Source organism: Methylocaldum sp. 14B (assembly GCF_002005105.1).
Lineage (GTDB): Bacteria > Pseudomonadota > Gammaproteobacteria > Methylococcales > Methylococcaceae > Methylocaldum.
In genome coordinates, this window is the sequence record NZ_MSCV01000005.1 from 63,084 (window position 1) to 77,335 (window position 14,252).

The following is a 14,252-nucleotide window of genomic DNA, read 5'->3' on the forward strand; positions in this document are numbered from 1 at the left end:
GCCGATGAACCTTAATGAAGAACACAAGAAAGTTCTTGTCGAACCGTTAGTCGATAACAACCCCATCACTCTGCAGGTGTTAGGGATCTGTTCCGCTCTGGCGGTGACTTCGCAGCTATCGACCGCGCTGATCATGAGCCTCGCGTTGACTTCGGTCACCGCCTGCTCGAGCGCCGGTATCGCATTCATCCGCAATCACGTTCCGAGCAGCATTCGTATCATCGCTCAAATGGTGATTATTGCCTCGCTGGTGATCGTGGTGGATCAGATTCTCAAAGCGTTCGCTTACGAAATCAGCAAGCAATTGTCGGTGTTCGTAGGTCTGATCATCACCAACTGCATCGTCATGGGGCGCGCGGAAGCCTATGCGATGAAGAATCCGCCGTGGGAAAGTTTTCTCGACGGCATAGGCAATGGCCTCGGCTACAGCCTGATTCTGATCACCGTCGCCATCGTTCGCGAACTGTTCGGTTCCGGCAAACTGCTCGGCATCGACGTGCTGCCTCTTTTGAAGGACGGCGGCTGGTATGTCCCGAACGGCTTGCTGCTGCTCCCGCCGAGCGCTTTCTTCCTGATCGGATTGCTGATCTGGGCGGTGCGTACCTGGAAGCCGCAACAAGTCGAGAAGGCTGACTTCGCCATCATGCCGGCTCACGGGGAGGCACACTGATGGAAGCCTATATCAATCTATTTATTAAGTCGGTCTTTATCGAGAACATGGCTCTGGCCTTCTTCTTGGGAATGTGCACGTTCATTGCCGTCTCGAAGAAGATCGAAACCGCAGTCGGCCTCGGCATCGCCGTTGTCATCGTGCAGACGCTCACGGTTCCTGCCAACAACCTGATCTATACCTATCTGTTGAAAGAAGGCGCACTGTCCTGGGCGGGTTTGGAAAACGTCGACCTGAGCTTCATCGCTTTGATGGCGTGTATCGGCGTGATCGCGGCGATCGTGCAGATCCTGGAAATGGTGCTGGATCGCTTTTTCCCTGCACTTTATAACGCTCTCGGCATCTTCCTGCCGCTCATCACCGTGAACTGCGCCATCCTCGCCGGCAGCCTGTTCATGATCGAGCGCGATTACAACTTCAACGAAAGCGTGGTTTACGGCGTCGGCAGCGGCTTCGGCTGGGCTCTTGCGATCACCGCCATGGCGGGCGTTCGCGAGAAGCTGAAATACAGCGACGTGCCGCCGGGACTTCGCGGCCTGGGCATCACGTTCATCACGGCAGGCCTGATGGCGCTGGGCTTCATGGCGTTTTCGGGCATTCAACTGTAAGGGGCAGGGCATAAGACAATGTTGGAAATCATCCTAGGCGTATTGTTTTTCACCCTGATCGTCATTGCCCTGGTCTTCGTGATTCTCGGCGCGAAATCGAAGCTGGTCGCATCCGGCAACGTCGATATCCTGATCAACGACGAAAAGACCATCCACGTTCCCATCGGCGCCAAGCTGTTGACCGCGCTTGCGGACAACAATCTGTTCGTATCCTCGGCTTGCGGCGGCGGCGGTACCTGCGCCCAGTGCCGGGTAAAAGTGCACGAAGGCGGCGGCGACATTCTGCCCACCGAACTTTCGCACATCACCAAGCGAGAGGCGGCGGATGGGGATCGTCTGGCCTGCCAGGTCACCGTCAAGCAGAACATGAAGATCCATGTTCATGACGAAGTCTTCGGCGTGAAGAAATGGGTGACCACGGTTCGCTCGAACCATAACGTCGCGACCTTTATCAAGGAGTTGGTGCTGGAACTGCCCAAGGGCGAGCATGTCAATTTCCGCGCCGGCGGCTACATCCAGATCGAGTGCCCGCCTTATCATGCGAAGTTCTCGGATTTTGATGTCGAAGAACGCTTCCGTGACGATTGGGACAAGTACAATCTGTGGCAGTACGAATCCGTCGTCAAGGAGCCGGCCATTCGCGCTTACTCCATGGCGAACTATCCGGAAGAGAGCGATATCATCATGCTCAACGTCCGTATCGCCACGCCGCCGCCGGGAGCCAATGGCATTCCGCCGGGGGTCATGTCGTCCTATATCTTCAATCTGAAGCCGGGCGACAAGGTGACGATTTCCGGGCCGTTCGGCGAGTTCTTTGCCCGCGACACCGACAACGAGATGGTCTTCATCGGCGGTGGCGCCGGTATGGCGCCGATGCGCTCGCACATCTTCGACCAGCTTCGCAGGTTGAAGAGCAAGCGGAAGATGACCTTCTGGTACGGCGCTCGTAGCTTGCGGGAAATGTTCTACGTGGACGATTTCAACAAGCTGCAGGAAGAAAATCCGAACTTCAAGTGGTTCATCGGTCTTTCCGAACCGAAACCGGAGGACAATTGGACCGGCTACGTCGGCTTCATTCATAACGTTCTGTACGAGAACTATCTGAAGGACCACCCGGCGCCGGAGGATTGTGAATACTACCTTTGCGGTCCGCCGATGATGAACACCGCCGTGATCAAAATGCTGGAAGACATCGGCGTGGAAAGGGAAAACATCATGCTGGACGATTTCGGCGGCTAGTCCGCCCGGTTCGTCCGGCCGAGAAAGCGGGAGGGGTTTTCGGGCGCCTCCCGCTTTTCTTTTTTGGAAAACGTAGTAAAGTCGAGACCATTTTTCGGGGCATGTCCTTTTCGGCACCGGCGCAACCGGCCATAAGGGTGCCTCAAGATCATCCGTATTGGATTAGTCGAGGCGAACGATGACACTGTTTCTGATTACTTTTGCGGTGATAGCCGCCGTTATCTTCTTTATGGCGATAGGCGTCATGTTCGGGCGAGGCGCCATCAAAGGCACCTGTGGAGGCGTAAACAACGGCGAATGCGTTTGCGTTCAGAAATGCGAGAAGCGGCGAAAGCTCGAAGCTATGGCCGAAAACTCCTGATCAACAGGCGCTTTAATTCCCACAGTCGCCAGCGGATAGGCGCTAATACATTAACGATTTTTTCCCGCAAACAACCCATGTGCCGGATGAAGACAGTACCGTGGCGGTTTACGTTCCTCGCTTGGACACGTAAACCCTAGGTACTTCCGGCACATGTCCGCCTGCTCTTCCTTATATTGGTACGATTACGAAACCTTCGGGACCGATCCCAGGCGCGACCGTCCTGCGCAGTTCGGAGGCATTCGAACCGATCTGGAACTCAATCCGATCGGCGAACCCGTAACGCTGTTCTGCAAGCCCGCGCGTGATGTATTGCCGGTACCCGAAGCTTGTCTGATTACCGGCATAACGCCTCAGTTGGCTGCGGAGCGGGGCGTCACGGAAGCGGAATTTATCGCCAGGATTCATGATCAGTTCTTGGTGCCGGGAACCTGCGTAGCCGGCTATAACAATATTCGGTTCGACGACGAAGTCACCCGAAACTGTCTTTACCGCAACCTGTTCGATCCGTATGAACGGGAATGGCGCAACGGCAATTCCCGATGGGACATCATCGACATGCTGCGACTGACTCGGGCGCTCCGGCCCGAGGGCATCGAATGGCCCACGGACGATTCCGGCAGGCCGAGCCTACGATTGGACGCGCTGACGGTCGCTAACGGAATACAACACGAGAATGCGCACGACGCCTTGGCCGACGTCTGGGCGACCATCGCCATAGCGCGTTTGGTTCGCGAGCGCCAGCCCAAGCTTTTCAATTTCGTTTTTTCTAATCGCGGGAAGAGAGAGGCCTTCGAATTGCTGCGGTTCGGCGCAATGCAGCCGGTCTTGCACGTTTCGGAAAAATTCGCCGCAGAGCGGCACTGTATTGCCGTCGTGGTTGCGCTCGTCAAGCATCCGCGAAATCCGAACGGGATAGTTGTTTACGATCTTTCCGTCGATCCCACGCCACTCGTCACCCTGAGTGCTGAAGAGCTTCGGGAACGCCTGTTCACTCCGGTTGCGAAACTGCCGCCCGGCGTCGAGCGTGTTCCGCTGAAAACGGTCCACGTGAACAAATGCCCCGTTATCGCGCCGTTATCGGCTCTGCGTCCCGGAGATGCGGAACGGCTGCAAATCGACCTTTCTCGCTGTAACCGCCACCTCGATTTACTCAAGCGGGAATGGACCTTGGCGAAGAAGATCCAGGAAGTGATGGAATTCAACGGTGTCGAGATGGTTATGGATGATCCCGATCTCATGCTGTATGACGGATTCATCGGCGATGCCGATCGCGCGACTCTAAAATGGCTACGCGGTTTGTCTCCGGATGAATTAAGCCGCGCGCAACCAACATTTAAGGATGCGCGTCTGCCGGAGCTGGTTTTCCGCTATCGTGCTCGAAACTTTTCCGAGACTTTGTCGGCGGAAGAAGCCGCCCGCTGGGAAGCGTATCGCATCCGGCGCTTGACGGTTCAGGGATGTGGCGGAAGTATAGTTCTGAGCGAATATCAAGCAAGAATCGATGCGCTGGAAACATCTCCCGGCTTATCCGCCAAGGATCTGGAAATCCTCGCGAGTCTGCGGCGTTACGCTCAGGAAATTATCTCCTAACCCATAAGCAATTTGCCTTATACTTTCGGCTTTGTTCGTTCACACCAGGAGAAAATAATGAAAAAGCTCTTGTCATTAGTCGCCGTCCTGTCGTTGCTGTGGGCGGGGTTTGCGAATGCCCACGGTCCGAGCCGTCAGAAGGTTACCGAAACAGTCGACATCAACGCCACGCCGGACGCGGTTTGGGCCCTTGTCGGCGACTGGGCGAATCCGCAGAAATGGTTGCCGCCGGTTGAAAGCACCACGGCGCAAGGCGGTACCGAGAAAGGCGCGACGCGGGAACTCAAGCTGAAAAGCGGCGGCGTGATCAAGGAAGAACTCAAGAGCTACGATGCCTCCAAAATGACCATGCAATACAAGATCACCGAAGTCGATCCCAAGGATCTGCCGGTAGCCAATTATTCGTCGAATATCAAAGTCGAACCGAACCCGGCCGGTGGTTCCAAGGTGGAATGGAACGGCGCCTTTTATCGCAGCTTCATGAATAACAATCCTCCGCCGGAGCAGAGCGATGAAGCCGCCCTCAAAGCGGTTACCGAACTATACAAGGAAGGATTGGCGAATCTGAAAGCCGTTGCCGAGAAGAAATAACGACATGTTTGGCGTTTACGATTCGGTAAATCGGGCGAAAGCGGTGGCGTACGCCACCGCTCTCCTGTTTTCCTCGGTCGGTGACGTTTCCGCCGAACCCTATGCTTATGTCACTAACCAAAAGGACAACAGCGTATCCGTGATCGATACGGCGAGCGGAACCGTCGTCAAGGCTGTCAAAGTCGGGTCGGAGCCGGCCGGCGTCGCCGTCAGCCGAAACGGCGCCAGGATTTGCGTCACCAACCCCGGCAGTAAAGACGTTACGGTTCTGGATGGACGCACCCAAAACGTGATCGCCACCTTGCCCATGGGCGAGGGACCGTTGGGCATTGCGGTCGATCCGGCCGGGACGAGGGCCTATGTGGCGGATTGGTACGGACACTATCTTTCCGTGGTCGATCTCGATAGCTCGAAAGTACTGAAGCGAATTCCGGTTGGGCATTCTCCTTCCGGTGTCGCTGTGAGTCCGGACGGAGCGAAAATTTACGTGTCGAACCGGGACGACGACACGGTTTCGCTCATCGATGCCGCCGAGCTGGAAGTCAAGAAAACGGTCACCGTCGGCAAGCACCCCTTCGGCGTCACACTGGACTCAAGAGCCAGCCGTCTGTACGTCGCCAACGTGGAAAGCAACGACGTCTCCGTGGTCGATGCGGAGAGCATGGCGCTACTGAAAACCATTCCGGTCGGCGACAGACCCTATGCGGTGGCTTTGGGCGCCGGCGGTAGTCGTCTGTTCGTGACGAACCAATACGACAACACCGTATCGGTCATCGCGGCCGACCGGGGCGAAGTCATCGCCACGATCAAGGTGGGCGAATACCCCGAAGGCATAGCCGCCCATCCCGACGGCAAGCATATCTATGTCGCCAATTGGTTCAGCAACTCCGTTTCCGTGATCAATGCGGACACCTTGCAACTGGAAAAAACCATTCCCACCGGTGACGGCAGTCGGGCCTTCGGCGAGTTTGTGGCACAGGCGGTTGAGGCGAATCCGCACTAGTTTCAGTGTCGTGTTTGACGCATGGACGCTCTGCCGTTTTCCGATTGGGACTTCGTTCCTTTTCACACCAGAACACCGAGCCGTATCCATATTACGAGCAGAACGGCATTGCTCAGGATGAATAAAAAGAAGCGGACGGGAACTTTGTTGAACGTCAGGTGCACCATGCTGTGCCCGATCCTTAATGCTACGTAGCTCCACGCGAGAGCAATGAAAACAGCGTCTGTACGCGCTGTTACCATAATTGCGAGGGCGGCGACATAGAACAAGGGTGGAAACTCTGAGAGATTTCTCAGATTGTTCCCGGTCTTCAATACCTCTTCCGGAGGTTCGGGGCCGCAGAAGAGTTCGAAGTATTCGTTTGTAAGCTCTCCCTTCAAAACCGCCCGGACTCTGACCTGTACATTCCTGAGCATGATCAGAAACGTCCAGCAGAACAGTGCTAGCATCGGATAAACAAGATCGTACGTCTGAACCGTCATCGATCAACTCCCGTAAATAGAGCCTCTTATGAACTTTTTTCGGGAGGCCGGTCATAGGGAAGTATGATCGAACCCAAACCCCGTCCTTACCACTAGAGCCCCGTCACGATAAACACGGGAACTGCACAGCGAGGCACGGATATGCCAGCACCTTCAAAGCGGACAATCAAGCTTGTCAGTGTCTTGGCCGTTTTAGTGCTGACCGTGCTCGTCGGCACCGTAAGAGCAGTTGACGAACGGGTTTGGTATCCGAGGTCCGTGATCGACACCACCCAGTCAGGGCAAGTTTCTTTTCCTCAGCTGCGCGACGTCGCCAAGCAACTGGATACAGGTGCAACAGATGTCTGGCTCATCGCCAAGGACGGAACCCTCTGGCGGCATGGCGGCGGCCCCTGGCCCCCCCGAATCGCCGGTCAAGTCGCAAGCCCCGGCGGACTTGCACGCGTGGATGTGGCGTACGACGGCACGGTATGGTGCATCACTTCTAGCGGCTTTTTGTGGCATCGGCGCAATGATGAAACGTGGAAGCAGGTACCGCAGAACTTGGCCGGGCCATTGGTGGACGTCACGGTGTTTAATGGAACCGTATGGGTCGCGCGCGCCGATGGGTCTGTCTGGATGACGAGGAACGGTATCGATTTCGAGGACCGAAGTGCCTTGATCGGCTTTAAGCGACTCGCCGGCAACAACCGTAGTCAAATGTGGGGTATAGCGAACTACGGTGCTCTTTGGTGGCGCGGCAACGTGGGGACGCCCGATGAAGCCTGGTTTCCTGCCGAGGGAATCGGCAGCGAAATGCAATGGGAAGATGTCTCGGTCAGCCATGATGGCACAGCCTGGCTCGTCGCTGCCGATGGGACTGTCTGGTTTACAACCGATGGAATCGGTTATCAAAAGATCCCAGGGGAAGGGTTTAGCAGCATCTCCGCTGGAAGGTATCTTGATCATTGGGCCGTAAAGGCCGACGGCACGTTATGGGCTTGGCAACCCTCCGAAGCGCCTCCTCCCGCGGCCCCACCTCCACCGCCACCGCCGCAGTCACCATCTCCGCCGCCGCCGTCCCAACCGGAGCCCAACCTCGGCGTCTCGACCACCGGAGCCGGCCTGGAAACGGCCTTCCACGTAACGGGCTCGGGCTTCCTCCCCAATACACAGACGACTATCCGCGGGGTGCGCATCGGCCAAGACGAAATCTCCGAGTATTATTGGACGACGACGGCCAATGCCGATGGGGAAATTGCCGCTGATCTCCCTATCCCTTGTCTTTCCGGCATCATAATCAATTTTTCGGCAAACGATGGCCGGCCGGATCCGAACGATCTCACTAATCGTTTTTGGAGTAACACAGTCCCTGCTTCCTGCCCCTGATGAGTATGAGTCAGGCTCGAAAAAGTGGGCGCCATCGATCGGGTAAATCCTTTAAATCAATCATTAATTTGCCGCCCTAACGGGCTTAGAATCCCCCAAGGTTTGAACAGCTTAGGGTCTGTGGTTCGTCGATGATCGAAAAGCTGAATTTTCGAGTCGAGGGTTTTTCGACGCGTTTGTATGGGCGTCTACTCCCTGGCAAACCGGAAACGGCAGCCGTATCGAGACGTTAAGCGATGTGTGCGACGATAGCGTAGCGGCCCTTGTCCCGGCCGGAGCTTGGTTCGTTCATGAACTCGGCGACGAGTGGCCTGAAACCCAGCTCGCCGAGCATAGACATTACCTTCTCCGGAGGAAACGAGTCGTAGAAGAACGTCTCGCCGAACATCGTATCCGTGAACGCCGGATGCTCCGATCCTCCCACGGTCAACATCAGTCGGCCTTTCGGGATAAGCATTTTGGCAATGCGGGCCAGGATAGCCGGGTGACGCTCGCGCGGAATGTGGAAGAGGGCGTCCCAACAGACAACGCCGGCGAAACGATCGTCGGTCTCGAATCCCTCGATCGTCGATTCGATCCAGGTCCCTGACGGCATGCGCGTTCTGGCGCGCTCGAGTAGCTCGACTGCCTGATCGATACCGGTGACCTTATGCCCCTGGTTCAAAATGCACTCGGCCATCGGGCGTCCAGTGCCGCAGCCCAGGTCCAAAATAGGGGACCGCGCGGCCATATCGCGGAGAAAAGTGTCCAGGTACGCCTTCTCGCGGCCATAAAAGGCATTGCGCGCTCGGTCCCATGACTCGGCGATGGCGTTGTAGGCGTCGCGATTCATTGTTCGGACTTCAGCCAGTCGCATTGTTGCGAGCGCCGCAAGGGGATCATCGTCGATTTGGTAAAGCCGAACCGCTCGTAGAATCTTTGAGCGCCAAGATTGCCGGCGTCCGTTAGGAGCGTGATTCGTGCACATCCTCGTTCGCGGGAAATCTGCAACGCATACTCAAGCAGCTTGCTGCCAACCCCGTCGCCTCTCTTGATGGGATCAACGACCATGTCCTCCAAGATCGCCGCCCGAGCTCCGAGCGCCGTTGAGACGGTATAGAGGAGACTCACCATCCCAATGATCTTGCCGTCCGCTTCTGCAAGCATGATCTCTCCAACCTGAGGGTTTGAGATGATCGTTCTTAAACCGGCCTCCTGCAGCGCGACGTTGGGCGTGAATTCTTCTTCTTGCGCGAACAGGATCTCAAGGAGACGAGACAGCTGAGAGATGTCCTCGTCTGTTGCGATTCTCAGATTCAATGCCGCCTCTCCTGTGAATGCCTGACGACGCTGTGGAAAAGTCTCATTTTCACGCCAAATTAAGTCCGCTATCGACCGATTTTTCATGCCGTGGCTTTTCGAGTTTAGTGTTTTCTACACCGTCGATATCGAAGTTCAGCCGGCGCGAAGGCGCACGTCATGATCGATGGGCGCCTCTGGTCGTGAGCCGCCGGCAGGTTCCGTTACCAGGTTTGAAGGCCGACTCGACTAATCGAGATCGGCGAACTGGCTGCGCGCCTGACTGATAAGCTTCTCCGCAGGGGATAGTACATCCTTCTTCGGACTATGGACGATGGCATCAAAGTTCTGCGCCAAGGCGGCTGCGATCATCAGCACGCACACGTCCTCACGGGGATCGCCTTCCGAGCGCAAGGTGACTAGGGTGTCGCGCTGGCCGGCCTGCGCCTGCAGGTTGGGGAATCGGGCCAGATAAGGCTCCAAAGCATCGAAACGGATATTGACTCCACTGTCTTCGCCGTTGATGGTACAGGGCAAATAGCCAGAGCTTTCGAACGGAGCGTAGGACTCATCGACGGAGAGCTGGAACTTGAGCCCCTTGATGGCCTCCTGAAGCGCTTCGCGCGTGGGCACGTCGGAGCGGTTAAGGATTACGGATTGCGATTGCGACACGTTGAATCTCCTGGCTTTTCGATTAATCAAAAGTGAATGCCCGTGCTACGTCGCGCCAGTACACAAGCAGTGAGGTGGCCCATGTGCTTACCGGTTCTCGGCTGTCATGGATTCGGGGCTCCTTAGGCTTACCAGCTGCATTGTTAGCAGGCCGAGTCGCATGGAGTCCGAGGCGCGAGATCCTTTGAGCTACCATCCCAAGAGCAGATCGATATATGCGCCTAGTCGGCGCTAGGCTTGACCAAGGCTCGGTGAAGGTAATCGGCAATGGTGCTCACCCCGTCATCGTCGAGGCCGTGATAACTTCCGGGTTTAGCCAACCTTTGTATAGGGATTCCCCACTTGGCCAATTGGTGCTGGGCCTGATCCAAGCCCACCGCGCCGGCGCCGGCCTCCACATCCGCCTCAACCAATAACACCGGCGGACCGGATCGAATCATATTGCGCTCGATAGGGACTTCATCGATGCCGCCGGCGACAGCGACGATCGCGCCCGGCGGCTTGGCCCGCGTCAGGCCGGCGCGAAGCGCGAGAGCCGCGCCTTGGGCAAAACCGACCAACGCGAGCTGGCTGTCTTCCAGCCGCCGTTTGGCGAGGACAGCATCGAGAAACACCTGAAGACGTTCAGCGGCTTCGTCCAGCCCAGCGCCCGAGTGTTGAGCGTTGTCGGTCGGGCAAGTCCACTGGCGCCGATTGCTTTCCCCATCGCTAAGCCAGGGTGCGTTGGGCGCCAGGAATTCCGCTTTGTTCAAGGTGGGAGCCCAATCAAGCGCCAGTTCGATGATCTCATCGCCATTCGATGCCGCACCATGCAGCAGGATCACGAGGTACTTGGGTTTTCCGCAGGAAAGCGGCGGTTGACTCGGCCCGTCCAGAATGATGTCCATGCTCAGGGACCTCCAAAGAGCAAGTATTGATGTTTTCCATTTTCGCCATTGCCCAGGCTGTTGGAAACAGGAAGGCGCGCCGGAAAACTTCGCGGGATTCACCGTGCAGAGGCTTGAACACCGCAATTTCAAGGCCTGCAGCCGTATCGAATCATTTTCGGAAACAATGAGTCGCCGGATAGGGAGCACTATCCAGCGCCTGCGACGATTCGTATAGGACGCATTGGCTTTAGCGTAATGTGCTAAACGGAAAACCAGGTGGGAGACTGGGTGGACTCTTTTGCGAAGACGGGGATTCCAAAGACGCCAAGACGTACTCAGCCGGGCAGGCGAATGAATTCCTGACTCGTTTGCTATGGATTCTGGTGTATGCTGTGGCCTCTGAATCTAATGCCGATTCATGTCGTCGGACGAGTCAGGCAACCGTTTGATTAATGAGAGAAAACTAGAGAATGGTTGAAAGATGCCATTCCGATTGAGCTGTCCGAGCAATAGCTCTATTCATTCACATGCAAGATCCGAGGTTTCCATGGCTGTGCATGAACTGGTTTCAAAGATGAAGAGACTTCCCAAAACCGCGTCAATTGTGCTTGCGGGGGCGGTGTTCCTAGCGGGATGCGGGGAGTCGGACAAACCCGCTGAAATGTTCCAGGGGCTGCCGCAAAAATTCCAGGAAGAGCAGAAATTCGAAAAAGAGCAGACCCTGCGAGGTACGGTAAACGACGAGAAGGAACCCGTCATCCAAGGAAAAGTGGTGGCCACCGACGAAAAAGGCAACACCATTGCGGAAACATCCTTGGAAGGCAGCAACCGCTTTTCCATCGTCATTCCGGCCGGCACCGCATTGCCGATCCTGCTGAAAGCGTATCGTGAAGGATCGGAGCCGCTCATAGTGGCCATCGTGGACTCGTTCGAGAGCCAATACAACATCAATCCCAAGACCACGGCCATCGCCGAAAAAGCCAAGTCGCTGGGCGGCTATACCCGGAAAAACCTGATGGCGGCCGCGATGATGAGCAGTACCGTTCCCGAGGAAGACAAGACCACCTCCGGCTTCCGCGGCGATCCGACAAAACGCTACGGCGGCTGGCATTGAGGCGATGCGGGGCACAAGCGGCCTGTCGCTGGCTGAGCACGGTCATGCGATGGCTATACATCGGCCATAAATGACAAGCGGCCCCTTCCCCTTGAGTTTCTCGAAGGTCTTGGTGCGCATCTCTTCAAGCGATCGGTCGCTTGTCGTGAATCAATCCCGTGCCATGCCCCGCTCGCCATAAGAAGCGTTCGCACATCAATCCGTACACTCCCGATCGGTATTGCATCAATCCGCCAACCTTTCGATCACGACAGGGTGCCTATCCCGGCGGCCCTCGAAACTTCGCGACAGGGCCGGGCGGATGGTCAGGCGTCGCTGCCGTTTGTGCCGGGCGTGTCTAGTTGTGAACAAAATCGACCTATTCCGAGTCTCCTTTTATACAGGCCCGAATCGGGTAATCGGGCTTTTCTGCCTCCCCCGCTCCAAACCCATGGCGGCATCGGGTTCGCTACTTAAGCGTTTCACGAGAGCCAGGGGCGTTTGTCGAAAATCGCTCCTCGTGCCGAAGCGATAACAAACGCCCGCCGCGTTCATGAGCAGGAAACTCATACTGGAATAGTGAGGAAAGACTTATGGATAGAGTCAGCCTTATCACCCGGACAATCACCCCGTTATTTCTGTCACTTGCGGGGTTTTTGCTCAGCTTGGCGGCGTTTGCCAATGATTCCCACAGAACCGGCAAATCAACAGAGGCCAACACGGCTTCCCAATTGGAGCGCGACCGAATTGTCCAAAATGCCGCGCAGATGGTTACCCAAGGACGGGAAATTTTTCGCTTCGATAGTTTTGGCGACGAGCAATTCTGGAGTGATGCGCTTCAATTGCATAAAGCCATCGAAGGGGAACGCTTCGGCGGAATCGGTAATGGACTGACACCGCAACAAGCCCTGGACTTGGGGCTAAAGGTCGACGTAGAGGCGCTGCCGGGATCAGTCGTCCAGCAACTCGAGCAGGGGGCGGTCGATTTGAGCGACGTCGCGGTTACGCTGGCCCTGATCAAGCAGGACGCCGTATTGGGCGTCAAAGGCACGTTCAATTCCGACGGTTCGCTCAAATCCGTGGGTCTCACCTGCGCCCTTTGTCACTCCACCGTGAATGACTCGCTCGCTCCGGGCGTCGGCGAGCGCTTGGACGGCTGGGCGAATCACGATCTCAACGTCGGGGCCATCATCGCCCTCGCTCCGAACCTGCAACCAATCGTCGATTTGCTGAGAATCGTTCACCCCGACATTACCGACTCCCAAGTCCGCGACGTGCTACAGAGTTGGGGACCCGGCAAGTTCGATGCGCAACTCCTCCTCGACGGCAAGGCGTTCACCCCGGAAGGCAAGCCGGCTGCCACGCTCATTCCCGACGCCTTTGGGCTTGCCGGCTACAATCAGCACGCCTGGACCGGCGACTGGGGTACGGTGACCTACTGGAATGCATTCGTGGCGGTATTGGAACTGCGCGGGGTCGGTACCTTCTTCGATCCCCGGCTGGATGACGCCGATAAGTTTCCGATCGCTGCCGCGAAAGAATTCGGCCACATATCCGTCGATCCGAAAGAGGATCAGGTTACTCCCAAGCTGCCGGCGCTCCATTTCTTTCAGCTGGCTCTGCCCGCACCCAAGCCGAAAGCCGGCGTGGACTTCGATGCTGGGGCGGCCGAACGGGGGAGCGAACTGTTCGGCGGCAAAGCCAAGTGCGGGAGTTGCCATGTCGAGCCGCTGTGGACCGAGCCGGGCTGGAACCTGCATACACCCGACGAGATGAGGATCGACGGTTTTCAGGCGAATCGTGCTCCCGGAGACGCTTACAAGACGATGAACCTGGCCGGGATTTTCGTGCGTGAACGCGGCCTTTTCATGCGTCCGGAGAACAAAGGGCGTTTTTACCACGACGGTCGGTTCAAAACCTTGCTGGACGTGGTGGACAGTTACGACGCACGCTTCGATTTAGGACTGAGCAATCAGGAAAAACGCGATGTAGTCGAGTATCTGAAGTCGTTATGACGACACCGGCGGGACGCCGGGCTGTGCGCATGACCTGCGGGCGGCTCCGCTGTATAAATCGGCTTTCCTGCCAATTTGTCATACGGCACGTCCATGTGCCGTCCCCTTCGGGCGCTTTGCGTGCAAATCGGCTTTCCTGCCGATTTGTCGTACCTCAGCGCATCCTACGGGCTCGTAGGATGTGCTGAACGAAGGTGAAGCGCATCATTCGCGATTGGTGCGCTGCCATCCATGTCCTCTGGACCCCGGCATTCCAATCGCATAAACGGTTCCGTGCCGGGGGGCGTTCTTCGGCTTAACGTAACGGCATTGCCTGTTAGCCCGTGTATCTCGGCTATGACGTAAAGAACTGACGCAGTCCTCCGTTTTTGTCAGGTCGAGGCATGATTGCAAGACCCGACCTCATCCAT

General features: G+C 56.7%; 15 protein-coding genes. 10 read left to right on the forward strand and 5 right to left on the reverse strand.

The window, feature by feature from the left end:
• Window positions 1–4 precede the first annotated feature (4 nt).
• From B2A78_RS04980 to B2A78_RS05010, 7 genes are all read left to right on the forward strand, one after another.
• Window positions 5–670: an NADH:ubiquinone reductase (Na(+)-transporting) subunit D gene (locus B2A78_RS04980; protein ID WP_077728809.1), complete on the forward strand. Its 666-nt coding sequence runs from the start codon at window positions 5–7 to the stop codon at window positions 668–670.
• Window positions 670–1,278, forward strand: a complete 609-nt coding sequence (gene nqrE, locus B2A78_RS04985; protein WP_077728810.1) for an NADH:ubiquinone reductase (Na(+)-transporting) subunit E — start codon at window positions 670–672, stop codon at window positions 1,276–1,278. The genes B2A78_RS04980 and nqrE overlap by 1 nt, the downstream gene beginning before the upstream one ends.
• An 18-nt stretch (window positions 1,279–1,296) precedes the next feature.
• Window positions 1,297–2,517: an NADH:ubiquinone reductase (Na(+)-transporting) subunit F gene (gene nqrF / locus B2A78_RS04990; protein WP_077728811.1), complete on the forward strand. Its 1,221-nt coding sequence runs from the start codon at window positions 1,297–1,299 to the stop codon at window positions 2,515–2,517.
• 178 nt (window positions 2,518–2,695) lie between these two features.
• Window positions 2,696–2,878, forward strand: a complete 183-nt coding sequence (locus B2A78_RS04995; RefSeq protein ID WP_077728812.1) for a DUF539 domain-containing protein — start codon at window positions 2,696–2,698, stop codon at window positions 2,876–2,878.
• 153 nt (window positions 2,879–3,031) lie between these two features.
• A complete protein-coding gene (gene sbcB / locus B2A78_RS05000; protein WP_077728813.1) occupies window positions 3,032–4,471 on the forward strand; it encodes an exodeoxyribonuclease I in 1,440 nt (479 codons plus the stop codon).
• 57 nt (window positions 4,472–4,528) lie between these two features.
• Window positions 4,529–5,062, forward strand: a complete 534-nt coding sequence (locus B2A78_RS05005; protein WP_077728814.1) for an SRPBCC family protein — start codon at window positions 4,529–4,531, stop codon at window positions 5,060–5,062.
• A 4-nt stretch (window positions 5,063–5,066) separates the two neighbouring features.
• Window positions 5,067–6,065, forward strand: a complete 999-nt coding sequence (locus B2A78_RS05010) for a cytochrome D1 domain-containing protein (RefSeq protein WP_077728815.1) — start codon at window positions 5,067–5,069, stop codon at window positions 6,063–6,065.
• 62 nt (window positions 6,066–6,127) lie between these two features.
• On the opposite strand, the gene B2A78_RS05015 is transcribed toward B2A78_RS05010, so the two are convergent.
• A complete protein-coding gene (locus B2A78_RS05015) occupies window positions 6,128–6,547 on the reverse strand; it encodes an MAPEG family protein (protein ID WP_077728816.1) in 420 nt (139 codons plus the stop codon).
• Window positions 6,548–6,805: 258 nt separating this feature from the next.
• Here B2A78_RS05015 and B2A78_RS05020 point away from each other — a divergent pair, with 258 nt between their 5' ends.
• Window positions 6,806–7,915, forward strand: a complete 1,110-nt coding sequence (locus B2A78_RS05020) for a tectonin domain-containing protein (protein ID WP_143735067.1) — start codon at window positions 6,806–6,808, stop codon at window positions 7,913–7,915.
• A 229-nt stretch (window positions 7,916–8,144) separates the two neighbouring features.
• On the opposite strand, the gene B2A78_RS05025 is transcribed toward B2A78_RS05020, so the two are convergent.
• The 4 genes from B2A78_RS05025 to B2A78_RS05040 form a co-directional block, all read right to left on the reverse strand.
• Window positions 8,145–8,747, reverse strand: coding sequence for a class I SAM-dependent methyltransferase (locus B2A78_RS05025; RefSeq protein WP_077728818.1), 603 nt, complete (start codon window positions 8,745–8,747; stop codon window positions 8,145–8,147).
• Complete coding sequence (locus tag B2A78_RS05030; protein WP_205780677.1) at window positions 8,744–9,301, reverse strand: GNAT family N-acetyltransferase; 558 nt, start codon at window positions 9,299–9,301, stop codon at window positions 8,744–8,746. The genes B2A78_RS05025 and B2A78_RS05030 overlap by 4 nt, the downstream gene beginning before the upstream one ends.
• A 141-nt stretch (window positions 9,302–9,442) precedes the next feature.
• Window positions 9,443–9,865 (reverse strand): hypothetical protein, encoded by a 423-nt coding sequence (locus B2A78_RS05035; RefSeq protein ID WP_077728819.1) that lies wholly within the window; start codon window positions 9,863–9,865, stop codon window positions 9,443–9,445.
• 221 nt (window positions 9,866–10,086) lie between these two features.
• Window positions 10,087–10,752, reverse strand: coding sequence for a hypothetical protein (locus tag B2A78_RS05040; RefSeq protein WP_077728820.1), 666 nt, complete (start codon window positions 10,750–10,752; stop codon window positions 10,087–10,089).
• Window positions 10,753–11,281: 529 nt separating this feature from the next.
• Here B2A78_RS05040 and B2A78_RS05045 point away from each other — a divergent pair.
• On the forward strand, window positions 11,282–11,848 hold the full coding sequence (locus B2A78_RS05045) for a hypothetical protein (RefSeq protein ID WP_240502403.1): 567 nt from the start codon (window positions 11,282–11,284) through the stop codon (window positions 11,846–11,848).
• A 572-nt stretch (window positions 11,849–12,420) separates the two neighbouring features.
• Window positions 12,421–13,842: a hypothetical protein gene (locus tag B2A78_RS05050; RefSeq protein WP_077728821.1), complete on the forward strand. Its 1,422-nt coding sequence runs from the start codon at window positions 12,421–12,423 to the stop codon at window positions 13,840–13,842.
• The last annotated feature ends 410 nt before the right edge of the window (window positions 13,843–14,252 follow it).